The following is a 23,318-nucleotide window of genomic DNA, read 5'->3' on the forward strand; positions in this document are numbered from 1 at the left end:
TTCTACTTGCCTTGAAAGTTGGGTTTGCGGCGCTCGTTGAACGCCAGCACGCCTTCGCGCCGGTCCGCCGTCGGGACCAGACGGTTGTAGGCCTCGATCTCGAAGGCGAGGCCATCGGCGAGCGACATCTGCAAACCGCGATGGATCGCCTGCTTGGCCTGGCGCACCGAGATCGGGCCATTGGCAGCGATGCGATGGGCGATGGCGAAGGTCGCCTCCAGCAATTCCCCTGGCGGCAGCACCCGATTGACCAGCCCCCACTGCTCGGCCTCGGCAGCCGAGAACGGCTGGCCGGACAGGATCAATTCCTTGGCGCGGCGCTCGCCGACGGCGCGCGGCAGATTCTGCGTGCCGCCGCCACCTGGCATGATGCCGAGCGTCACTTCGGTCAGCGCGAAGCGCGCATTGGTCGAGGCGTAGACGAAGTCGAGCGCCGCCGCGATCTCGCAGCCGCCGCCATAGGCCGCACCGTTGATCGCGCCGATCACGGGAATCGGACAGCCCAGCAGAGCGCGCAGCATGCGCTCGAAGACCAGATGCTGTGCCTGCCAGGCCTCGTCCGTCATGCCGTTGCGCTGCTTCAGATCGCCCCCGGCGCAGAACGCCTTGTCGCCGTGTCCGGTCAGGATCACCGCGCGCAACCCCTCGATGTCGGTCGAGAAGCCCTCGAAGAGTTCCACCAGATCAAGGCCCATCTGGGTGTTCATTGCATTGGACGCTTCCGGCCGGTGCAACGTCACCAGCAGGATATCGCCATCACGCCGTTCGACCTTGATGGTCTGGAAATCAGTTCGCATTGATGGCTCCCTTGCTCGCAGGCTTTCGAAGAATGGCATTGTGCTGGCCGAGCGCCGGCGCAGCGGTGCGCGCGCGTGGTCGCGTACCGTCGAAGGCAAGCGGAACGCCGACAAGATCGATATCGTCGCCAGCACAACGCACCATCATGTCGAGGGCGCGGGTTTGTGGATGCTCCGCAACCTGGTCGGTGGTCAGCAGCGGTGCATTGGGAACCCCGGCGCCGTCGAGAATGCCGCCGAGCGCATCGGCCGTATACTTACGCACCGCGGCCGCGATTTGGGGGATCAGTCGTTCGCGGTTGACGACCCTTGCCGCGTTGGTCGCGAAGTCAGGATCATGCGCAAGCGCCTCGAGACTCAACGCCACGCACAGCTTGCGGAACAGATTGTCGTTGCCGGCGGCAATCATCAGCCATCCGTCGGACGCCTCAAATGCCTGATAGGGCGCGATTTCCGCGGTGCCCGATCCATAGGGCTTGCGCACCTCACCTGACGCCGCATAGCCGGCCAGCGGAACGGTCATCCACGCGAGCCCGGTCTCGTAAAGCGAGGTCGCAACGCTGCGACCCTGACCGCCCTTGTTGCGCGCCACCAACGCAGCGAGCATGCCGATCACTGCCCACATGCCGGAGCCCATGTCGACAAGCGAGACGCCGACACGCACCGGCGGCCGGCCGCCCTCGCCGGTGACGCTCATGATGCCGGTGCTCGCCTGGGCGAGCGGATCGTAGCCGGGCTTGCTGGCGAGCGGCCCCTTGGCGCCGAACGCGCCGATGTCGCACCAGATCAGCGATGGCTTCGCGGCGCTGAGCGCATCCGCGGTGAGACCAAACTTGTCCAGAATGCCGGGCCGCAGATTCTGGATGACGGCATCGGCCTCGTTCAGGATCAGCGACTTCAGCCTCTCGCAATCCTCCGCTGCGCCGAAATCGACGGTGATGCCTTCCTTGCCGCGATTGAGACTATGGAACACACTTGCCGTTCCGTTCCAGAACGGCGGCCCCCAGCCACGCGCATAATCGCCGCTCTTGGGATTTTCGACCTTGATCACACGGGCGCCGAGATCGGCCAGAATCAATCCGGCATAGGGGGCGGCCACGCTGTGTCCGAGTTCAATCACGGTGATACCAGCGAGCGGCTTGTCAACGTCCATCAAATCCTCCCGGCTGCCGCAAGGGCCGCCGACGTTCCTGTTGTCATCAATCGATTCATCATGTCGAGCGGCGTCGCTTTCACGACTTGTCCTGCGCATTGTCGGCAACCAGCACCGCGCCGTTGACGAAGCTCGCGCGGTCGGACAGCGCGAAGACGATCAAATTGGCGAGTTCCTCCGGCGTGCCCCAGCGCGTGTTGCGCATCGAGTTATTTTCCGACCAGCGCTTGCGTTCGGCTTCCGCCTCCTCTTCGCCCAGATTGCGCTTGGCGAGCTCACGCTCCCATTTTGCAAAACGTTCCGGAGTATTGACGAAACCGGGAACGACGCAGTTGACGCGAATGTTGTGCGGCCCGAATTCGTTGGCGAGAATCTTGGAGAAGCGGATTTCGGCCGACTTGGCCGGACCGGTGCATGACGACAGGAACGGCGGCATCGTCACCATGATCCCGGTTTCGCCCGACACGTTGACGATGCCGCCGCCGTTCTGCTCGATCATGATCGGGATGATGCGCTGACAGATACGGAACTGAGCGAAGAAATTGATCGCCATGCCGTATTGCAGTTCCTCGTCGGTGACTTCGAGGAACGGCTTGTAGGTGCCCGTGCCGGCATTGTTGACCAGGATGTCGACGCGGCCGAGACGGTCGCGGGCGACCGCCGGCAGCCGCTCGATCTGCTTCAGATCCGTCACATCAAGCGACAGCGTTTCGACCTTGACGCCGGTGCTCCGCTCGACGTCAGAACGACATTCGGCCAGCGCGTCCTCGCGGCGCGCGCAGACCAGAACCTTGACACCCTCCTCCGCCAGCAAGCGTACGGTCTCGAGACCAATGCCCTTGCTGCCGCCGGTGACGATCGCAGTCTTGCCTTCAAGTCCAAGTTTCATTTGATCGCATCCCTTTGAGATCGGGTCAGGCGGTCGAGCAGCCTGCGCACAGGCATCGATCCGCCACTACGTGCCGAGGCGAAAATCTCGGCCGCAAGGCTGGCGCCTTCGCCGGCCGGAATTCCGGTGCCGGCCAGGCGGCTATCGAAAACCTCGGTGGCGCGGGCTTCGTCCTGGAACACCAGAACCTTGGGCGCCTCGCGCGCGGTCCGGCGAAGACGCGCACCATTTTCCATCTCCAACTCGACGGTCGCGTCGAGATGGGTGCCGACCGCGTCCGGCTCGACGATCGTCTTTCCGACGAGTGCCATGATCTCCGGGTCCTGGCGGTGCTCGACGCCCATCTCGTAGTCGAGGCGGCCGTAGCGCAGCATGGCGGCGACCGCAAAGGCGGTGCTGGCCTGGGTCTGCACGGTCCGCGTGAACGGTCCCTTGAATGACGTTCCCGGATATTGCGTATAGGGCTCCCAGATCGTCACGGTAATCCGCTTCACCTGCGACAGATCGATGCCGTCGCGGTGAAGCATATGCGCCGCCAGCACCGCCGACATGTTGTCGCCCAGGGTTGCGAACGGTTTTGCCATGATGCCGATCATCGTCGCGACATCGGGGCCTCGCTGCCATTGTTCTGGCGTGCGATCGAGGCCGGCAAGCGAGCGCAACAATCCCTTCGGTCCTTCCAGCGCATCGGGCGCCCCCTGGACGCCGCGCGCCGCAAGCTCCGCGGCCACCAGCCCGCCCTGGGCGGCGCGCCCGTTCTGTACGCGCCATTCATCGGAGCCGCAGCGCACCGGCTCCAGCGTGCCGCCGGTCGTGCAGGCCGCGATTGCAACTGCGCTGGTGGACCTCGGTGGATCGAGCCCAAGTGCGGCTGCGGCCGCCGCCGCAGCACCGATCGTGCCGAAGGTCGGGCTGGTCCGCACGCCCCTGCCGATCAGGCCGCGGGCAACGACTTCACCCGCACCAAGCCATTTGAGCGTGGAATAGCCGACCGTGAGAGCGGTCAATACGGTGCGCAGCGGCGCATCCAGCGTTTCACCAAGCGACACCGCGACCGGCGCAATCAGGGATCCCGGGTGCGTCCATGAATCGTGGTCGGTGTCGTCCTGAAAATGGGCGTGAACGGCAATGCCGTTGGCGAGAACCGCCTCGGACGGCGCGGCATGTTTGCCGCTCGCCCAGATGCGCGCGGTGCGCGGTCCAGGCAGCACCTCCGCGGACATCGCGCGCGCGGCCGCGGCCGTCGGCTCGTGTCGCGCCGCGAGCGCGAGCCCCAGCGAGTCCAGCAGGCAAATGGCTGCCTTCGTGGCGACATCCGGGGACAGTTCGCTCGCCGACGTCGTTGCGGCGAAGGTCCCGAGCAGCGCAGTGGCGTTCAAAGTAGCGGACATCACAAATACTCCTCGGCAAGCGCAACGTCGCGAATTTCGGCGACGGTGCCGCTCCGCCTGACCTCGCCACCGCGCATCACGTAGCCGCGTGTGGCAAGCTTGAGCGCCGGACGCGCCATCTGCTCGGTCATGAGAATGGTCGTGCCGCGCTGTTGCATATGGCGGATCGCCTCGCTGATCTGCGCGATCCACACCGGCGCGAGCCCGAGGAAGGGTTCATCCAGCAGCAGCAGCTTGGGAAACGAACTCATGGCGCGCGCCAAGGCGACGATCTGCTGTTGTCCCCCTGACAATTGTCCGGCCGGCTGGCTGGCGCGCTCCTTCAGGATCGGAAAGATGCCACAAAGCCAGGCCCAGGCTTGGCGCTGGCTCGCTCCGCCGTGCCAGCAGGCGCCGCTCAGGACGTTGTCAGCGACCGACATGGTCGGGAACACGCGGCGCCCTTCGGGCGAATACCCAATTCCGGCCCGCGCGCGCCCATCGCAGGATACGGCACTGAGATCACGGCCCGCGAAGCGCACGCTGCCATGCGAGGCCTGGACCAGACCGATGATGGCGTTGATCAGGCTCGACTTGCCTGCGCCATTGGCGCCGATCAGCAGGACCGTCTCGCCCTCGGCGACGTCGATCGAGACGCCGCTGATTGCCGTGATGCCGCCGTAGCGGACTTCGAGGTCTTTCACCGCCAGCATCAGGCCGCCTCCTCGTCCACTGTCCCGAGATAGGCGTCAATGACATCCTTGCGTGCCAGGACGTCGGCCGGAGCGCCCTCGGCCAGGACCCGACCGGAATCGAGCACCAGTATTCTTGGACAGAGGCGGCGCACGAGATCCATGTCATGCTCGACGATCAGGACCCCGCAACCGAGTTCCGTCCTCACGTGGCGCACGAAAGCATCGACCCGCAGGCGCTCCCGCCGCTCGAGACCGGCCGCCGGCTCGTCGAGCAGGAGGACTTTCGGCCGGGCGGCGCAAGCCAGAATAAGGCCCAGCATCTTCTGGAGCCCGTACGGCAGCTTGTCGCTCTGCTCGTCGAGCTGCGGTTCGAGCTCGAACTCGTCGATCAGCGGCGCGACGCTGTCCCATCCGGGCCCGCTGCCGCTGAAGCGAAGGGCCCGCGAAATGTTCTCGCGGACCGATGCCGTACGGAAGGTGTTGGTCTGTTGAAAAGCTGCGGATAATTCCCATGCGACTGACGGCATGTAGCGGCTTGCCGGTCATATCCTTGCCGTCGAGCCGCACCCGGCCGATGGTCGGCGGCAGCATGCCGCAAATGACGTTGATGAGCGTGGTCTTGCCGGCGCCGTTCGGTCCGATCACGCCGAGGACGTCGCCTGGCGGGATGGCGAAGCTGACATTGTCGAAGACATGCAGCCCGCCGAAACGCTTGGAGATCGCTGCGACCTCGAGCAGCGCGCCGCCGTCGGTACGTTCGGTGCATTCAGCCGTCATTGCAGGGGCTCCATCGCATTGGGCACGCTCAGCGTCGGCGACGAGGCGACGGTGGCCGATCGCGACGGCGGCGGCGGCGAAAACACGCGGACGCCGAGGCGATGGATCGTCCCGACGACGCCCTCGCGCGCGACCAGCACCACCACCACGATCAGGAAGCCGAACAGGAACTGGGAATACTCCCCGCGCAATGCGAAGACGTCTCCCGCCCAGATCAGCAGGGCGCCACCGACAACCGGGCCAAGCATGCTGCTCTTCCCACCGATGATCGCATAGGCAATGTAGTTGACCGATGACAGCGCGCTGAACGAGGTCGGATGGGCGGTGAGCAGCATGTTGACGAGGGCGAAGCCGGCGAGCCCGGATACACCCGCGGCGATGGCGAAGCCGAACGCCTTGTAGTGCCAGACGACGAGACCAAGACTCTGGGCGAGCAGTTCGTTCTCCTCGATCGCCGCGAAATGCTGGCGCAGCGTGCGGGTCACCGCAGCGGTGACGATAGCGCCGGCGAGCGCCAGCCCGATCGTGACCTGCAGCACCGCGCGGTTGTCGGCGAGCTCCAGCCCGAACAGCGTCACGGCCGGCATGCCGACCAGTCCATTGGACCCGCCGGTCAACCCCGGCGTTTCAAACAGCAACAGTTGCGTGATCTCGGTGAGGACGAACGTGACCAGCACGAAATAGACGCCGGTCAGACGGAGCACCAGCGCGCCGAGCGGCAGCGCAAACAGCGCCGGCACCACGAAGCTCGCAAGCCCCAGCAGCAGCACATCGGTCACGCCGTGACGAAGCCCCAGGATCGCGACGGTGTAACCGCCGATCGCCATGAAGGTCGGCACCGCGAAGGTCATCAGATTCATGCGCAGCATGATGTAGACGCTGAACGCGGCCGTAATCGCGATCAGCATCTGGTTGGCCAGCGAATAGACCATCGGGTTCTGGCTGAGCCAGGGAACTACGAAAGCGGCCGCGATGACCACGACGCTTGCTGCCTCGGCCAGGTCGCCGCGCTTGGAAAGGGTGCGGGCTGTCATGTGCTCAAGCTCCCCGAACCCGGTAACCGAAAAGACCCGATGGCTTGACGACCAGCATGACAAGGACGAGCACGAACAGCGCGAGTGCGCCCTTCGAGCCACCGAGATAGACCGCAGAGAACGCCTCCGCCATGCCGACGATGAAAGCCGCGACTGTCGCACCACCGACGCTACCGAGACCGCCGAGAATGACGATCAGGAAGGACGTCGCCAGCACAGGATCGCCGATATGCGGCGCGAGCGACAGGATCGGTGTGACCAGCGCGCCGGTGAGGCCGGCGAGCCCCGTCGCCAGGGCGAAGGCAGCCGGGAACAGAATCGCGGGACGCAGTCCCTGCGCTGTCGCCACCGCGCGGTCATCGGCCAGCGCTCGCAGCGCGCGGCCGAAATCGGTGTAATAGATCAGGCCGTAGATCGACAGGATCCCGACGATGCAGACGCCCAGCACCACGAGATTCTCGATCGGCACAAAGAAGCCATGGCCGTGAATGACACCGGTCAATGGAAAGGCGAAGGCCGGAGATTGCGGTCCGAACACCACCAATATGCCGCTCGACATCATCAAATAGAGGCCGAGCGTCAGCATCAGCGTCGCCAGATGATCGTCGATCACGCGATCCAGCACGAAGCGTTCGAACAGGAATCCGAGCAGCGTGGTGCCCAGCGCCGCGCAGATCACCGCCAGCGCGTAGGGCATGCCAAGATAGGTCACCGCGGAATAGGCGAGATATCCTCCGAGAACGTAGAAGCCGCCATGCGCGAAATTGACGACTCCCAGAATGCCGAAGATCAGGGTGAAGCCGAGGGCGAGCAGCGCGTACTGCGCACCCAGGCTGATGCCTATGAGGCAGGTGGCGACAAAACCTTGCACGGAGTACCCGCTACTTGCCGCCGGCCGCTTCGACCCTGATGGTCGGTTGCAGCTTGCCTTTTTCCACGAGTCCGACACCGAACGGGAACGACAGTTCCTGGTTGATGCCGAAGAAATCCTGCCCGATCCAGTGACCGGGACCGATATTGGGATCCTCAACCGGCAACGATCGCAGGGCCTCGGCAACCTTGGCCGTGTCCGAGATGGTACCGGCCTTGGCGATGGCTTTGGTTACCATGCGGGCGGCGGAGACCCACTGAAAGAACAGATTGTTTTCCGGCCGCTCGGCACCGAGCAGCTTCTTGTACTCGTCGGCGATCATTTGCACTTTCTCGTCGATGAGAACCGGCTCGTACCAATAGAAGTCCTTCAGCACCTCGTCGCCACCGGCGACGCGGGAGATTTCGGTGTATCCCGGACCGCCGAGACGTCCGATCGGTCCCTCAAAGCCAGCCTGACGCAATTGCTTCACGATGATGCCGGCGTCGCCAGGGGGCGATGAAGCGAGATCGACGGCGTCGGGCTTCGCGTTCATGATCCGGGTCACGATCGGCGCGAAATTGGTGGTGCCACGCTGATAATATTCTTCGGAAGCGGTGATGCCGGTTCTCTTGTATGCGTCGGCGTCGACGCTCGCGATATCCGTGCCACCCTGGTCGTTCGGCGCGACCAGCACCACGCTCTTCATGCCGAACTTCTGCTTGGCGATCTTGATGATCGGCTCGGCCCAGCCCGAAGGACCCGGCCCCATGTGGAACACCAGTGGCAACTGCGGCGACAGCGCATCCTTGGCGTAGCCGTTGCCCATCACCAGCATCGAATTGCGCTTGGCGATCGGCTTCACGCCGGTGAGCTCGGGCGAGCCGATCGGGCCGATGATGAATTTAACGCCCTGCCCTGCCAACGTGTTGGCTGCAGCGGCGGCGCCTTCGGCCGTGTATTTGCTGTCGATGGCAACGACGTTGACCTTGCATGGCGCCCCGTCGACCTTGATTAGGCCGTCCCGGTTGGCCTCGGCGGCGACGAGTTCGACCGCGCCGCGCAGCGCGAGGCCCCATTGCGCAGCGGGACCCGACAGAACGCCGACGACGCCGAGCGTCAATTCCTGTCCCGCCGCCATCACCGAGACATTCGAACTGGCCAGCGCAGCGCCGACGGCGATGCCAGACAACAGCAGATTTCTCCGCGTAGTGCTCATCACTCCCCCCGTAATTTGTTGCGGCTCATGCGCCGTCCACTTGTTGCGTGGAAACCCGAAGCGTTCGCCCCGGGGCCGCGATATCGCTCGGCGCCGGGACGCTAGGCGCGCGGAGGTCGCCTTGTCAATGAAACGTTTCATGAAAAATAGGGCAGATCAGCTATGCTTGAGATGAGCCACCGTTCTGGACATGCAATAAACATGAATAATAACAGCACTTTACCCTGTCGATCGAATGATCCATCAGAAACTCCAAACGACGCACCGCTACTGACACACCTATGAAATGAAACGTTCCACTTGAATCAACCTAGCCTGCCCGTTAGCTTCCGTGACCCGTCGCGGACAGAAGATGACGGCCAAGGGGAGAAACTCGATGATGCGGGGCGCCGTGACGGCCGTGCTTTCCGTGCTTGCGATTCAGTGCAGCCAGGGAGCGCTAGCAGCCGAACCTCAGTTCAAGCTGCGGGCTTCGGTGGACACGTCGGCGACACACGGACGGACATTGTCTGCCGCCGACTACCTGAAGAAGCTGCAGGAAAAATCCGGCGGCCGGATCACGACCGAGCTGTTCCACAGCGGCCAGTTGTTTCGCGACCGCGACGTGGTGAAGGCGCTTCGTCAGGGCGCCGTCGAGATGGCGATCCCCGGCACCTGGGTGCTGACCGGCTTCGTCCCCGATGCAGACGTCTTCCAGCTGCCGGCATTTTTCGGGCAGCCCTACCCGGTGGTCTATGCTGCTGCCGACGGCAAGATCGGCGAGATCATCAACAAGCAATTCGAGAGCAAGCTCGATGTCAAATTGCTCGGCCCCTGGCTGCAGCTCGGATATCAAAACACCTACAGCACCAACAAGGCGATCCGCGACTTCGCCGATCAGGCCGGCATGAAGATCCGCAACTCCGGCGGTGCCGGACAATCGGCGCGAGCCAAGTTCTTCAATGCAACACCGAACGTCACAGCCTGGCCGGACGTTCCGCTGGCGCTCTCGCAAGGCACGTTCGACGGGCTGAGCTCGACCGATGAAAGCCTTGCCAGCGCAAAGCTCTGGGAATCCGGCGTGAAATATGGATTTGCGGATCGCGAATTCGTCGGGTTCTACGTGCCGATGATCAGCGAGAGCTTCTACAAGAAGCTGCCGCCGGATCTCCAGAAGCTGGTCGTCGACCTCTGGCAGGAGAACATCCAGGCCTACCGCAAGAGTATGGAAGAAGCTCAGACCGAGGCGCGCCACACGCTGGAAAAGAACGGCATCGTGTTCGTTTCGCCGTCCGAGAGCGCGCTCGCTGCGGTCCGCGCCAAGATGCTGCCTTTGCAGGACGGCATCGCGAAGGAGTTGCGGATTTCGCCCGCCTTGCTGCTGCAGGTGCAGGCGGATGTAACGACCGTCGGCCATTGATTGCCACCCATGATGAAGATCTGGAACGGGCTTGAACTCCTGTTGATAGGAGTTCTTGGTGCCGCCGCGCTGACGGTCGGGACCGCTCAGGTCATCGGTCGCTACGTGAACAAGAACTTCGCCTTCATCAATGGCGAGGAGGTAGTGGTCTATCTGACGGTCTGGGCGGTGTTTCTGGCGTCGAGCCAGTTGGTCCGGACCGATGGCCATGTCAGGCCCGACGTCGTGCTGCGACTGTTGCCGCCGCAAGGGCAAAGATGGGTCGAGGCATTCAACTGCTGTGTCGCGATCTTGTTTTGTGGCGGCCTGGCCTATTGCGGCTTCCAGGTTGCGGATGTCGCCCGCAGCCTCGACGAGCGCAGCATCACGGGCCTCGAATTCCCGATGTGGATCTACTACTCGGCCATCCTGACCGGCGCCGTGCTGATGCTGTTGCGCTACGTCATCAAGCTTTATTTGCTCGTATTCCGCTTCGATCCCGCCACCATGGTCATCGCCGTTCACGATCACTGAGCGATCGACGACGTCAGCCGTCTTGATGACCGATCTGCCATCGGCAAACTGACCGTCGTGGTCCCGCATCGGGACGCTTCAGGTCCAGCAACAACGAGACCGACACGATGTGGACGATGCTTTTCCTGCTGATGTTCTTCGGGCTGCTCTGCGCGGGAATGCCGATCTTTCTGGTGTTGGGTCTCTGCGCGGCGGTCCTGTTCGGCTTCAGCGACCAGCCTCTGGTGGCGATCGCGCAGAAGATCGCCGATGAAATGAACTCCAGCACACTGATGGCCTTGCCGCTGTTCGTGATGGCCGCCGCGTTCATGCGGCGCGGCGGCGTCGCCAAGGCGCTGGTCGATGTCGCGATCGCCTGGTTCGGACGATTGCGGGGCGCACTCGGTCTCGTGACGGTGGTGTCATGTACCTTGTTTGCCGCGATCTGCGGCTCCTCAGTTGCGACTGCGCTCGCCATGGGCACCATTCTGGTGCCGGCGATGATCGAGCGCGGCTATCCGCGTCATTTTGCGCTTGGCGTGGTCGGCGCTTCCGGCACGATCGGCATCGTGATTCCACCCAGCCTGTCGCTGATTCTTTACGGGCTGATCGCAGAGCAGTCCGTGCCGCGCCTGTTCCTGGCCGGCATCCTTCCCGGGCTGCTGCAGGCAGCGATGTTCTTCGGCTGGGTGTTCTACTACTCGCACAAATACGAGCTGCCGTGCGAACCGTCCGTGCCTCGCGCCGAACTGGTGCGGATGAGCCTCAATGCCCTGCCCGCGCTGTGCGTGCCTTTCATCGTGATGGTCGGAATCTACGGCGGCCTGATGACGGTCACCGAAGCAGCCGCGGTCTCGGCCACGGTGGCTCTTCTCGTCAGCCTGTTCTTCTATCGCGGCTTTAAGGTCAGCCAGACGCTCGAGGTGATCGCCGAGGCAATCAAGAGCGCCGCGACGATCATGATCATCGTCGCGACCGCTTTGGCGTTCGGCCACTGGATGACGGACTCGGGCATCCCGGCCTCGCTGGTGAAGTTCACGCTCGACAACCAGCTTCATCCCTGGCAATTCCTGCTCGCGATCAACGTGCTGCTGCTCGTGCTCGGATGCTTTCTCGAGGTCGCCGCCACGCTGCTGGTGGTAATGCCGATCCTTGCGCCTGCGCTGAAACCGCTCGGAATCGATCCCGTCCATTTCGCGATCGTCTTCACCCACAACATGGAGATCGCGCTGGTTCATCCCCCGGTCGGACTGAACCTCTACGTGCTGGCCACGATTTCGACTGCGCCGGTCACCGAAGTGGTGCGCGGCGTTCTGCCGTTCCTCGGCCTGCTGCTGCTGTGCCTTGCAATCATCACCTATGTCCCACAGCTTTCGCTCTGGCTGCCCAATCTGGTCTATGGCGCGGGCTAGCAACGCGGATCGTCTCGACGGAGAGCTCGAGCATGTCATCGAAATCAATCCATTGGGCCGGCGAATTCTCCACGCTCGCGCTCCGCTACGGCAACAGGCCGGCTGTCGTCGACGCCGCCGGCACGACGTCCTATGCGGAGTTGTTCGCCAAAGCCGCCGGCGTTGCGGATGCCCTGATGCAGGCCGGGATCGAGCCGACAGATGCCGTGGCTACATTGTTCCGCAACAGCGCCGACGCCGTTGCGGCCACTTTCGGCGTCATGCTGGCGGGCGCCGTCGAAGTCCCGATCAACCCTGCGCTGAGCAGCGACGAACGCGCTTACTGCCTCGCGGTCTCCAACGTTCGTCTGTTGATCACCGGCGCGGCCCTCGCGACCGAAAAGGCCGCCGGCGGTCCGATCATCATCGAGGTCGAAAGCATCGAACGGACCGCGTTGGATCCGGCCGCCTTTCCGCAGGTCGACGGCGACGCGCCGGCGCGTATCGTCTTTACCTCTGGTACCACCGGACGCCCGAAAGGCGCGGTTCACAGCCAGATCGGCCGCTGGACGGCCAACATATTGCTGCGGGCGAACCTGCCGTTCCGCCCGGGTGCCGGCAGCAACGTCCTGCTGATGACGCCATTCTCGCACGGCTCCTCGTTGATGACGCATGCCTATCTGTCGTCGGGTGCGGCCGTGACACTGCTCGACGGCGTCGACCCGCCGCGCGTGCTTGATATCCTCGCACGCGGCGCATGCGATGCCATGTTTGCGCCGCCGACCGTGCTGGCAAAGATCGTGGCTGCCGCGGGCACGCGCCAGTTCTCGTCGCTGCGCACGATCTTCTGCGGCACGGCGGTGCTGAAGCCCACGCTCTACGCGCGCGTCGAGGAGATGTTCGGCCCCGTGGTGCGGGTCACCTATGGCAAGAGCGAGGTGTTCAATCCGATCACGGTGCTCGAAGCCGAGGAGACCGAGTCCTGGTATGCATCCGGAGGCGAGGACGCCTGCGTCGGCTGGCCCGCTCCCGGTGTTGAAATCGTCATCCGCGGCGAGGACGGCCGGCCGGCCGCCATGGGCGATGGCGGCGAAGTCCTGATCCGCGCGCAACATCTGATGGCCGGATATCGCACCGCCGAGGGTTTCGTCCGATTGGCATCGAATGAATTCCACGAAACCGGCGATCTCGGCTATCTCGATGCACGCGGTCGGCTGCACCTCACCGGCCGTAGCGCCGACGTCATCAAGTCGGGCGGCTACAAAGTAGCGCCGGAAGAGGTCGAACGGTTGCTTGCGCCGGCGCTGCAGCCATCGGAAGTCGCGGTGGTCGGCATTCCCTCGGACTATTGGGGCGAGGTCATTCTTGCAGCGGTGGAAAATCCCGCACCAGGCTGGGAGGAGCGCATCAATCGCGTGGTGCCGAACATGACCGACTACAAGCGTCCGCGCCTGCTGATTGCCCTCGACGAATTGCCGCGCAACGGAATCGGCAAGATCCTCCGCGGCGCCATTCGCACCGACGTGCTGTCCCGGTTCCGCATCACCGAAGGGCCGCGGCCGCGGCTCGAAAAGCGCTCCTAGTTCAGCGCGAGCGACGAAGCCGAGTTCGCGTTGCAAGCGCAGAGAATGTGGCCGCATTACGGGCACTTTACTTCGGCCGAACGCACAGCACGCCGTTTTCACGAGAACGGCACCGTCCAGCGAACGAGAAGGCTTACGTAGCGCCCCAATCGACGACCTATCGCCATTACGTGGCGTTTGCCCCAATAGTTGGAGTCGTGATCGCAGCCCTTGGCCTTATTTCGTGGCTCATTGGACGAGTCTGCTGCGACATCCTCTCCGGTGATTGACACAGCCTGGTTCAGGACTCCCATCATCGGGACGCTGCCCTGCATTATCGCTGGATCAATCTGTCAGAGATATCGGGCGGGGTGTTGCGCGCACGCAAACGGACCGCGGCGCGGGGCTGGTATGCGTCGGGGCCTCCCACTTCGTTCCGCTAAGGGACAGAAGCCCGATAGTGACTCTTCCTTTTGGCTCGACAAGCGCTGCAGGCCCGCGCTTCGCTCTCGGTCGTCTTCGAGCTCGCCCCAGTTCCATGCGAAGACAGTCATCTATCCACCGACGCGTTGCGCCGGGACGTGATCTGCAATGCATAATCCGCGTCACGAAAGTTCCAAGCTCGCCTAACGCCAAGCGTCCCTCGCCTTTGTCGTTAGCAGCCCCCGTTTGGCGCCGCCTGTTGCAGCCAAGTTACAGCAATTCCGCACGTGTCTGATAGGCGAAGAACTTGGGGCTGGGCTAGTACAAGAAAGTTGGAATGAAAAAGATGAAGAAAATTCTGCTTGTCACCGCCAGCATGATCGCGCTCGGCGCGGTCGCGCCCGCTTCCGCGGCTGATCTCGCGCCGCAGCCCTACACCAAGGCTCCGCCCTATGTTGCTCCGACCCCGATCTACAACTGGACCGGGTTCTACATCGGTGGTCACGTCGGTGGTGCGTTCGGTGGCAACGACAACGTCCTCGCCCCCGGCTTCGGCGGTGGCAACGACGGTGTGTTCATGGGCGGCGTGCAGGCTGGCTATGATTACCAGTTCGCGCCGAGCTGGGTGCTGGGTCTTGAAGCCAACTATAGTTTTCTGGATACCAGTTCGAGCTTCGCTAATCGTGGCCTCGGTTCGGTAACCGGCCGCCTCGGCTACACTTGGGGTCCGGCGCTGCTTTACGTCAAGGGCGGCTATGCCTGGGCTGACACGCGCTTCTCGAACGGCTTCGGCGGCGACGGCGGCCGTGACGGCTACACCGTCGGTGCCGGTCTCGAATACATGTTTACCCAGAACTGGTCGGGCAAGCTCGAATATCAGTACTATGACTTCGGCACCGTCAACGTGTCCGATTCTCTCGGCTTTATCGGCAGCTTCCGCAACGACCAGCACACCATCAAGGCGGGCTTGAACTACAGGTTCAACCTGGGCGGCCCGGCCGTCGCCAGGTACTGATCGCTCGCTTAACTCCAAGCGACATGAGAGCTCCGGGCCAAACAAAGGCCCGGAGCTTTTTCGTTGAAACGGTGGTTTCTCCCGGATTGGAAGCCTCTAGCGCGGTCGATTGACGCACGTTGACGGGCTGATCCGTGACGACATGACGCACGACGCTCAATGCGTCATGGAACTGACCTCCAAGGGACGATGGCAGCTAACGCTCATCGGGCTGATGGATTGCGAACAGGAGGCCCGTTGCGAGCGGTTCGGCCGGGGCTGGTTATTTGGACAGGCCGGTCGGATTTGCCGCGTGGGCGCCGCGCGCTGCGAAGCTTCAGCGCCGATGCCTGATCTGCACGGCCTTCAGATAGTCGGCAACCTGCTCAGCCCAATCGGCGGGTGGCGCCACGCCTGTAACTTGCGGACTGCGACCGCAGCCAACGCAGATCGGCTGAGTGTCCTGATCGCTCTCGAAGCTATAGGCATCCGCGCCGTCGGTAATCACGCACGGCGTCATGTCGGAGCGCTTGCGGTCGCAGCGTTTCATCATGGCCTCCGTTCCCCGGCGAGTGCTAGCCGACACACTTTGCGAGTCCAGTGCTGGATCATGAGTCGCCCACCACCGCCGAGGAGAATGCAAAGTGAAACGCATTCGATGGAACAGCAACACACGTGGGTGTTTTGGTTGTTGATTGATTATGATGCAATCGTGACCATGGAACCGGTGCTGTTGGCACGGACTGCACATCCCATCACGAAGCGGTTGTGATCTCATTGTGCACATCGGATCGACCGAGCACGCGCATCGGCTCGGCCAATCCGAAAATACTGGCAAAGACGGCTCCGGCGCGGCCCTCAGACAGCACGTCGGGGCCGTCGCTTGTGTCAGCGGAGCTTGCGAGATGGGCGACAGCCGTGAAGTGCCATTGTCGGATATGCACGCGCGCGTGTTGACGCGGCGTTGCGGCGCTCAATAGCTTTGCCGGTTGGGTGGCTTGATGCGCGGTGATGGCGATGTCGAGAATAGAAGTGAGCGCGGAAGAGAAGGAATTGATTCTAATGCTGCGCGAATGGAAACGCGACGTGCGCGGATTTGGGTCGTCCGCGGTTTTGATCTCACGCCAGCATGGACGCGGATGGGAAATCAGGCTTGCGCTTAACGCGGATCAAGTGTCGCCATCGGACTGAGCTTCGGCCTGGCTTGGAATGCACTGGCGGCAACACAATTGGGTGCCGCACGATAGGACGACCTGCGTTGTGCATGAACCATGATACAAGCAGGACAGCGGAACCAGTTGCGTTGGCACAAAGTGCACTTCCATCCAAGGCCGAGTGTGATCTGATCGTCATTCGATCAGCCGAGCCCCACAGCGCATCAAACTCGGATAGGCCGAAGCACTGGCGAAGACAGCTTCGACGTTGAAGCCCCTCAGACTCACGTCGGAGCCGTCGAAAAAGGTGGCGCCAATGAAAAATCGAACAGGCACCGAATGGGCCATCATCGCCGCTGAATGCTGGCTCGCAGTGGTCGCGGTGGCGATCTTGCTGATCGCGCTACACCCGGAAGTTGGCTGATGGCGACACGCGCGGCTGTCGGGATCTAAGGGACGATTTTGGTTAGGGCTGGTGCCCAAGCGCATGACGCAAGTCGAGATTCGTCCTCGCCTTCAGGACGACCGCCGCAGACGAGCGAACGGAGCATCGCCGCCCCCGTTTGGCGAACGCCTTGATCGCGTCTACCGCTCAGGAATCCGAGAGACGGACCACGCGGCCGGCGATACTTAAAACAGCGTCTCGAACATGCTTCAACGAGCAACCGTAGACGGAGATTCACGAGTTGCGCTGTTGGGCGCGTCGTTCGACTGTTCGGCAGCAACGATGGAACGAATCTCGTCAATCCGTCGACACGCGCGGATCGCACACTCTCTCAACTCATCGATCGATTGCGTTTCTGCCCGCGTCTTTTCAACCGCTTCGATTTGCGAATTGAAGGCTGCAAGTTCTGCCTGGAGCAGCTCGAGTAGCGATTGGTTGGAACCAACCGCCCTTTCCACTCTTTTTGCCCGCATTGTCATCCCCAAATACGGTTGCACATTCGTGACAACGATTCGTGGCTTCATTATGAATCACGCTGCCGAAGTGATCGTTCATTGCGTGACGCGCAATTTCGTCCGGGACCTTGAGCACGACTCATCGGCGATGGTCGAACCTCGAACGAGAACGCCCCTGGTCGTGTTCTCGTATTTATCGCGACTGCAAATGCACGGCCTTTGCCAGGGCTCGCGCCGCCTCTGCCGGAGAAGCCTTGTCCGTATCACCGTCGACCATGAGGTTAGCGGCGCGCATCGCCTCAACGGGCACCGAGCCGACAAGCGGAACAAGTGCTCGCTTCAGCCGCGCATCGGCGGCACGCTTTGGCGAGATGAGGATCAGCGCATCATAGGAAGGTATCGCATGCTTCGGGTCAGCCAGTACGAGCAGATCAAGCGCCGCGATACGCCCGTCGCTGGAGAACGCGGAGACGACGTCGGCCTCGCCGGCCTCGAGAGCGTGATACATGATCGTTGGATTGAACGAGCGTCGCGTTCTGAACGACAGACCATAGGCATCCTTAAGCGAGCGCCATTCCGGTCGGCCCAAGAACTCAAGGTCATCGCCGATGGTGAGTTGAGGTGCAACACGAGCAAGATCGGCAATCGACCTGACGTTTAGCGCCTGCGCTCTCTCCCGTTTCATCACGAGAACGTAAGCATTTTCGAAACCAAGCGCACCGAGTACCGTGACGCCCTGCTCCGCTTTCATCCAGCGGACGATCTCCGCCTGCATCTCCTCGCGCGGTGGCATGTCAGTGCGACCGATAACGTTGCGCCAGAGCGTGCCGGAGTAATCGACGTAAGCATCAATGTCATTGTGAGCCAGCGCGCGAAAGGCGATAGCCGAACCGAGCCCATCCTTGCGCGTTACGCCGACTCCTTCAGCCTTCAGCCGGTCACCCACCAGGTCCGCCAGAATGAACTGTTCGGAGAAGCTCTTCGCGCCGATGACATAGGTTTCTGCTTCGTTCGAGAGCAGCGGCGCGAAACCGGCGAGCGTGCCGAGAGCAAGCCCGGCGATGCCGAACAACACACGCTTCCTGCTGCGTTCAGACGCCCCTGTCTCCACAAGACCGAGACAGAAGTCAGTGATCAGAGCAAGCCCGGCCGCGGCGATGCAGCCGAACAGCACGGAAACCCAGTTCTCGGTTTGCAACCCCGTAAAAATGTAATTGCCAAGGCTGGTTTGGCCGACGGGCGTGGAAAGCGTGGCTGCTCCAATCGTCCATACGGCTGCAGTCCGCACCCCGGCCATGATGACGGGCGTGGCGAGCGGCGCCTTGACGCGCGTCAGAATCTGCTGAGGCGTCATACCAACGCCTTCTGCCGCTTCGACGATAGCTGGACTGACGCCATTCAAACCAACCACACTGTTGCGCAAGATCGGAAGCATCGCATAGAGCGTCAATGCGATCAGCGTCGGCAGGAATCCCAGTGCGGGGATGCCGAAGCCGAAGAGCCGTGCCGTCAATGTCGAGAGCGCAAGGAGCAATGGATAGAACAGTGCGAGCAACGCAAGTCCCGGTATGGTCTGGATCAAGCTGGCGATGGCAAGCACCAGCCTGCGTAGCCATGGTCGTTCCGCTGCGAGGGCAGCCAGCGGCAGGCTGACGAGCAGTCCAAGCGCCAGCGCCGTGGCGCAAAGTACAATATGTGGTGTGAGATAGGTGGGAAGCAGGCGCCAGGCGTCGAACAACGCGTCTAATCGGGCACTGGAAAGCAGCTCTGCGCCGGCATCAGGCACGAGCAGGTCCGTTCTTGGTCGCAAGCGCGGCGATGCGTTCCGCTTGACGTCGCGGCACTTCCATCAAGGCGGTCACGTCCGGATCGTCAGAACCAGAGCCCATCATCAGAGTATGCGGCGTATCGTCGGCGAGTACGCGGCCGTTCTTCATGACGACGATTCGATCAGCCATCAGCGCAGCTTCCTGGATGTCATGGGTCACCATCAGGGTCGTCATGCCGAACCGGTCGTGCAACTCGCGGTAGGAAGAACCCAGGCTGTCGCGGGTGACAGGATCGAGCGCACCCAGCGGCTCGTCCATCAGAACAATGCGCGGTCGGGCGGCGATTGCACGCGCGACGCCAACCCGTTGGCGCTGACCTCCGGACAGCATGTGCGGAAAGCGGCTGGCGTAATCCTGCGGCAAGTCCACCATATCCAGCATCTCGGCTACCCGCGATTCGATCTCGTTCGCCTGCCAGCCACGCAATTTGAGTGTCACGGCAATGTTGTCGGCAACGCGCATGTGTGGAAACAAACCGATCCCCTGAAAGACATAGCCGATGCTCCGCCGCAGCATCGGCGGTTCGGCTTTGCTTACAGGCACTCCGTCGATCCTGACTTCTCCAACGTCAGGATCGACCAGTCGATTGATGGTCTTCAGCAGCGTGGTCTTGCCGGATCCCGAGCCGCCCACGAGCGCGACCAGTGACCCCTGCTGTACGTCGAGCGATACGTTGGAAACAGCAACGCTCCGTCCCCCATCGTAGGATTTCGATACAGCATCGATCTCGATATACGGCACGGAATTGGACGGATTCGAAATCGGCGAAGCTGTCATGAACAGGGCCTCCCTGTAGACTGCAGAACTGGCAGAAAATGACCAAGCGGGAGTCAGGGCATGATCCGCTTGGATGCGCAGGTCCCTGGGTCACACCCACGCCCATCTTCGGAAGGCGAGCCCGTCACGGCTCCAACGCGACCTGCAGGCCGTCGTCGCCCTCAACATGGACATAACGCGGTCCGATCGGACGCCCCCTGCCGCTGGCAACAGTGACAATGTCTTCCAGGGGAGCGGCGTGCGCATCCGCCTCAGGGCGGGACAACATCAGGTCGGCGTGAAACAGCCCTTCCGACTCAAGACCGGTAGCATCGATGCCAAGAGCCGCCAGGCTTGCCAAGCAACTTTCAAACTCTTCAGCATCGCGAAAACGACGCTGGATAAAAGTCGCGCCGGCAAGACGCTCTGTCACAAGACCACGCTTCGCGAACGTCGCGGCTAGAGATTCGAACGGGAACATTCGTAGCACGAACGAAATGATCCATGGACGCTTCTCCGTCGCATCGAGAATCTTGCTGAACGTCTTCTCGGTGACGTAGCCGATGCACCCCGTCGACATGATGACATCAGCGGATCGGACAAGATGCGCGCTGTCGGTCGAGAGCGCCTCCGTTTCAAGATCTGCGACAATGCCCTGCTCAAGCAGACCAACACCCATTGCATACCTAATCGCCGGCGCCGATACATCGAGACCGATAAATCGCGCGAGACCGACATCCGGCCAAGCCGCATAAAAATTGCGATCGAGACGCACCAATGTCTCAGAACCGATCGCCCTCATCTCGCGCCGGGCGTAGCGATGGCGCAAGCCCCCGAAAGTCAGTGGAAACCGATGCACCGCTGCGTTGATTCCGTATGAACAGCCAACATCAAGCACGGTCGGCTTGACGCCGGTTTCCGAAACCTTCGCTGCCAGAATTTGGCGCACAACCGGCTCGGCCACGTCCGGGATCATGTAATCCAAATCTCCGAGGACAGAGAAATATGCCCTGGGATCATCCAGGGCATAAATATCATCGAAGACGGCCTTGGACTGATTGATGCGCGAAAAATGTGTTTGCAACCCGGTCTCCTATTTCAACTTGCAAGCCACTCGACGGCTGCTGCGTTCAAGTGCTTGATGCCCTATTGCAGAGATTGATCGACGCACAAACCCATTGCGCTTTTTTTCAACCTCGCTTCGTGGAACTGCGCTGCGCACTGATGTGCGCGCGCGTGTAACGCGGCCTCCTTTTCGAGACCATCGCCTGTTGGGGCGGCTTGATGTGCGGTCAGGATGATGTCGAAAATGCCAATCGCTCCGGCAGAGAAAAGGATCAACTCTGGTGCTGCACGAATCAAAGCGTGCGGCAGCCGGCCCCGATGGTCGACAATGCTGGTCAGGCACGGACGCGACGGTTGGGAAATCACGCTCACGTTGCGTGCCCGGTGGCGCCAGTCGCGGCACCGGAGAACATCTCGCAGAAGCATGGAACGCACTCGCGCCAGCACAGTTGCCGACAACAGGTTGAGACCGCGCCAATAGGAAGGCCGCTCAGATGGGAATGATTGGCCCGCGTAGTTGGCCGATGGATCGAACTCGGTCTACGGACAAGGCGCGCTGGAGCAGTTCCTCGGCAACGGCAACTCACGCACGTGGTTTGGGGGCCATGTTAGAAAATGCGCCAAGCCGCCACGCCGAGGATGAACCAAGCTTGAAGCTGATTTGGTGGAACAGCAACTCGCGCATACGCACAGGGCTATTGACGGTTTGCATCGCTCGCGAGGCCGATGTTCGGAACTTTGTCGGTTCCGCTGCAACGATGAGGCCCTGACAGCACTGAACGGACCGGGCTCCTCGCACAGTATCGTCAGCGAGATTGAGCGTTTCCAAGCGTCTCGAACACCGTCTGCTGCCACCAATCACCTTCGATTTGATCGAGTACGGCGAGATCGAGCATCGGCCGCAAGGCGCTGTCTTTGGGCAGTACGATCGCATAGCTCTCGCTGCTGAAGCTGGTATCGACGACGCGAGCCGAGGCCGAGAAGTCGCTGCGAACCATCCAGGTCAGCAACGGCTTGTCATGAACAAAGGCATCGATTGTCCCACGCCCCAGCGCGGAGAGGCCGCCTTGGATGTCCGGAAACGTTCGAAACGAAAGCCGCTGACGAGCGAGGTAGTCGGTCGTCGCGGAGTTCGCGACAGCGCCGACGCGCACGGAACGCAGGTCGTTGAAGCCGTGAACGGCGCCCTCGAGCCCTCTGCGCGTAAGGGTGGAGGTGACACCGGCGGTGAACACCGCAATCGCGATCACGGAAGCGATCATCCATCCCATTGCCACGATCCTGCCGGGGAGTGTTGTCGGCGCATTCTGAGCGGCCCCGGCTTGCGTCATGGCGATGGTCGACCACCAGAAGCTGGAGCCGAGTCCCTTGGCGCCGCCACCGAAGTGCTCCGTTTTGCGCCGTTCCAGCATCCAGATCAGGAATCCGACCGCCATTGCGAAACCAAGCAGCACCGCGACGGCCTGGAAGAATCCGAAAGAGAGAAGCGCCCGCCCGATCGCGACCCAGGGGTTTTCGTTGACCGGCACCGCAACGCCGAGCCCGGTGTTGTAGAACGGCTGCGTAAAATCGACTTCGCGCGCACGCTCGGCAGTCACTGTAACCGCCGCGACGCCAACATCGAATCTGCCGTTTGCGACGCCGTCCAGCAAATCCGGCACGCTCTGGGTTTCGACCAGGCGAAAACGTAGGTGTGCCTGATCGGCGATCCTTTTCCAGAGCGCGATGCTCATACCGCTCCAACTCCCATCCGGCTGCTTGATGGCAAATGGAGGGGCCTGCTTGGTCGCCACGACTAATTCCCTGTCAGGGGCCGCGGCAGCTTGGGCGTGAAGGGCGCCGCAGCCGAACGCGGCCACCGCCAGCGCCAGGATGCATAACCAGACCGGTCGAATCGACGTCCGCTTGCGTTGCGAGATTGGATCTCCCCGCCTGGCGCTGTGGGCAGCCATCTCACACGACACGTCCCCCAAGTGGCGGTCGTGCAGAGCTGACGGGAAAGCCTCGAATGAACTCATTGCTCACCTCGATGCATACCGGGATTGCCGGCCGGAGCTTCGCTACTCTCTTGGCAGCATTCGTCACACGCCTGTCCGTCAAAACAAAGGCGAAGGAGTCTTCGGCCATGTCCGGAGGGCTAACTAACCTCAGGTTGAATTTCACAACGCAGACGCTCGATTGTCGACGTTGCGGGTGACGGCATCGCTTCTCTCGATTCAACAAAATCGCAAGCATCGGCATGAGCTGCGAGGCAGCGACAAATGACACCATAACGCTCAGGATACGAGAGTTTCGGCACCATCGAGGCGTTCGCGAAGACACCCGCTGGCGTGCGCGTGGTCTTTACGAAGAATGGAGCCCGGTTGGATGCTGAAGCCTCGCTTGCGGTTGTGGCGGTGGGTTGGGTCGCAGACACGAAGCGGCTGAACGTCGCGGCTAGCCTACCCCACCTACGGTGGGATCTTGGCCCGGGCTGCGGTGATGGCGGCAGCACAGCTCGGCTTGAGCATAGGCTGGCAAGCGCACCGGTTCGAGAATGTATCGCCTGCGACCCGCCAGTCGGGAGAGG

The 23,318-nt window shown here is 62.2% G+C and carries 21 protein-coding genes and 1 pseudogene; 5 read left to right on the forward strand and 17 right to left on the reverse strand.

From position 1 onward, the window contains the following. Window positions 1–2: 2 nt before the first annotated feature. The 10 genes and pseudogenes from ACVMIH_RS21225 to ACVMIH_RS21270 all read right to left on the reverse strand — a co-directional run bounded on the left by ACVMIH_RS21225 (window position 3) and on the right by ACVMIH_RS21270 (window position 8,757). On the reverse strand, window positions 3–797 hold the full coding sequence (locus ACVMIH_RS21225; RefSeq protein ID WP_057017381.1) for an enoyl-CoA hydratase/isomerase family protein: 795 nt from the start codon (window positions 795–797) through the stop codon (window positions 3–5). Next, window positions 787–1,950: a CaiB/BaiF CoA transferase family protein gene (locus ACVMIH_RS21230; protein WP_057017380.1), complete on the reverse strand. Its 1,164-nt coding sequence runs from the start codon at window positions 1,948–1,950 to the stop codon at window positions 787–789. The genes ACVMIH_RS21225 and ACVMIH_RS21230 overlap by 11 nt, the downstream gene beginning before the upstream one ends. Before the next feature lie 79 nt (window positions 1,951–2,029). Continuing rightward, window positions 2,030–2,839 carry an SDR family NAD(P)-dependent oxidoreductase gene (locus ACVMIH_RS21235; protein ID WP_057017379.1) on the reverse strand — a complete coding sequence of 270 codons (810 nt, stop codon included), beginning with the start codon at window positions 2,837–2,839 and terminating at the stop codon, window positions 2,030–2,032. After that, window positions 2,836–4,230: an MmgE/PrpD family protein gene (locus ACVMIH_RS21240; protein ID WP_456863241.1), complete on the reverse strand. Its 1,395-nt coding sequence runs from the start codon at window positions 4,228–4,230 to the stop codon at window positions 2,836–2,838. Before ACVMIH_RS21240 ends, ACVMIH_RS21235 begins: the two co-directional genes overlap by 4 nt. After that, the gene (locus ACVMIH_RS21245) at window positions 4,230–4,922 is read right to left on the reverse strand and encodes an ABC transporter ATP-binding protein (protein WP_050387518.1); all 693 of its coding nucleotides are present in this window, start codon (window positions 4,920–4,922) and stop codon (window positions 4,230–4,232) included. The genes ACVMIH_RS21240 and ACVMIH_RS21245 overlap by 1 nt, the downstream gene beginning before the upstream one ends. Next, window positions 4,922–5,431 carry an ABC transporter ATP-binding protein C-terminal domain-containing protein gene (locus ACVMIH_RS21250; protein ID WP_456863243.1) on the reverse strand — a complete coding sequence of 170 codons (510 nt, stop codon included), beginning with the start codon at window positions 5,429–5,431 and terminating at the stop codon, window positions 4,922–4,924. The genes ACVMIH_RS21245 and ACVMIH_RS21250 overlap by 1 nt, the downstream gene beginning before the upstream one ends. After that, a pseudogene (locus ACVMIH_RS21255) lies at window positions 5,343–5,681 on the reverse strand (ATP-binding cassette domain-containing protein); the annotation flags it as partial. The pseudogene ACVMIH_RS21255 and the gene ACVMIH_RS21250, both read right to left, overlap by 89 nt. Next, the gene (locus tag ACVMIH_RS21260) at window positions 5,678–6,715 is read right to left on the reverse strand and encodes a branched-chain amino acid ABC transporter permease (protein WP_456855348.1); all 1,038 of its coding nucleotides are present in this window, start codon (window positions 6,713–6,715) and stop codon (window positions 5,678–5,680) included. The pseudogene ACVMIH_RS21255 and the gene ACVMIH_RS21260, both read right to left, overlap by 4 nt. 4 nt (window positions 6,716–6,719) lie before the next feature. After that, window positions 6,720–7,586, reverse strand: coding sequence for a branched-chain amino acid ABC transporter permease (locus ACVMIH_RS21265; protein WP_456855347.1), 867 nt, complete (start codon window positions 7,584–7,586; stop codon window positions 6,720–6,722). 10 nt (window positions 7,587–7,596) lie between these two features. Continuing rightward, window positions 7,597–8,757, reverse strand: a complete 1,161-nt coding sequence (locus ACVMIH_RS21270) for an ABC transporter substrate-binding protein (RefSeq protein WP_253625491.1) — start codon at window positions 8,755–8,757, stop codon at window positions 7,597–7,599. A 403-nt stretch (window positions 8,758–9,160) separates the two neighbouring features. On the opposite strand from ACVMIH_RS21270, the gene dctP reads away from it, so the two are divergent. From dctP to ACVMIH_RS21295, 5 genes are all read left to right on the forward strand, one after another. Then, window positions 9,161–10,183, forward strand: a complete 1,023-nt coding sequence (gene dctP, locus ACVMIH_RS21275) for a TRAP transporter substrate-binding protein DctP (protein ID WP_168855309.1) — start codon at window positions 9,161–9,163, stop codon at window positions 10,181–10,183. Window positions 10,184–10,192: 9 nt separating this feature from the next. After that, complete coding sequence (locus tag ACVMIH_RS21280; RefSeq protein ID WP_253589163.1) at window positions 10,193–10,696, forward strand: TRAP transporter small permease; 504 nt, start codon at window positions 10,193–10,195, stop codon at window positions 10,694–10,696. A 107-nt stretch (window positions 10,697–10,803) separates the two neighbouring features. Then, the gene (locus tag ACVMIH_RS21285; RefSeq protein ID WP_456855346.1) at window positions 10,804–12,087 is read left to right on the forward strand and encodes a TRAP transporter large permease; all 1,284 of its coding nucleotides are present in this window, start codon (window positions 10,804–10,806) and stop codon (window positions 12,085–12,087) included. A 32-nt stretch (window positions 12,088–12,119) separates the two neighbouring features. Next, window positions 12,120–13,649: a class I adenylate-forming enzyme family protein gene (locus tag ACVMIH_RS21290; RefSeq protein ID WP_456863246.1), complete on the forward strand. Its 1,530-nt coding sequence runs from the start codon at window positions 12,120–12,122 to the stop codon at window positions 13,647–13,649. 748 nt (window positions 13,650–14,397) lie between these two features. Continuing rightward, complete coding sequence (locus ACVMIH_RS21295; protein ID WP_057017476.1) at window positions 14,398–15,066, forward strand: outer membrane protein; 669 nt, start codon at window positions 14,398–14,400, stop codon at window positions 15,064–15,066. A gap of 316 nt (window positions 15,067–15,382) precedes the next feature. Here ACVMIH_RS21295 and ACVMIH_RS21300 read toward each other — a convergent pair whose 3' ends face one another. The 7 genes from ACVMIH_RS21300 to ACVMIH_RS21330 all read right to left on the reverse strand — a co-directional run bounded on the left by ACVMIH_RS21300 (window position 15,383) and on the right by ACVMIH_RS21330 (window position 22,542). Beyond that, the gene (locus ACVMIH_RS21300; protein ID WP_057017370.1) at window positions 15,383–15,598 is read right to left on the reverse strand and encodes a hypothetical protein; all 216 of its coding nucleotides are present in this window, start codon (window positions 15,596–15,598) and stop codon (window positions 15,383–15,385) included. 1,255 nt (window positions 15,599–16,853) lie between these two features. After that, window positions 16,854–17,168, reverse strand: coding sequence for a hypothetical protein (locus ACVMIH_RS21305; RefSeq protein ID WP_141340814.1), 315 nt, complete (start codon window positions 17,166–17,168; stop codon window positions 16,854–16,856). A gap of 124 nt (window positions 17,169–17,292) precedes the next feature. Beyond that, on the reverse strand, window positions 17,293–18,837 hold the full coding sequence (locus ACVMIH_RS21310; RefSeq protein WP_456856784.1) for an ABC transporter permease/substrate-binding protein: 1,545 nt from the start codon (window positions 18,835–18,837) through the stop codon (window positions 17,293–17,295). 40 nt (window positions 18,838–18,877) lie between these two features. Beyond that, the gene (locus ACVMIH_RS21315; protein ID WP_168855306.1) at window positions 18,878–19,705 is read right to left on the reverse strand and encodes an ATP-binding cassette domain-containing protein; all 828 of its coding nucleotides are present in this window, start codon (window positions 19,703–19,705) and stop codon (window positions 18,878–18,880) included. 124 nt (window positions 19,706–19,829) lie between these two features. Then, complete coding sequence (locus tag ACVMIH_RS21320; RefSeq protein WP_456863248.1) at window positions 19,830–20,768, reverse strand: class I SAM-dependent methyltransferase; 939 nt, start codon at window positions 20,766–20,768, stop codon at window positions 19,830–19,832. A gap of 62 nt (window positions 20,769–20,830) precedes the next feature. After that, entirely contained in the window at window positions 20,831–21,121 is a 291-nt protein-coding gene (locus tag ACVMIH_RS21325; protein ID WP_456863251.1) for a hypothetical protein, read from the reverse strand. A 434-nt stretch (window positions 21,122–21,555) separates the two neighbouring features. Beyond that, window positions 21,556–22,542, reverse strand: a complete 987-nt coding sequence (locus ACVMIH_RS21330; RefSeq protein ID WP_456863253.1) for a transporter substrate-binding domain-containing protein — start codon at window positions 22,540–22,542, stop codon at window positions 21,556–21,558. Between the last annotated feature and the right edge of the window lie 776 nt (window positions 22,543–23,318).

The sequence above is a fragment of the Bradyrhizobium sp. USDA 4503 genome, assembly GCF_054055815.1.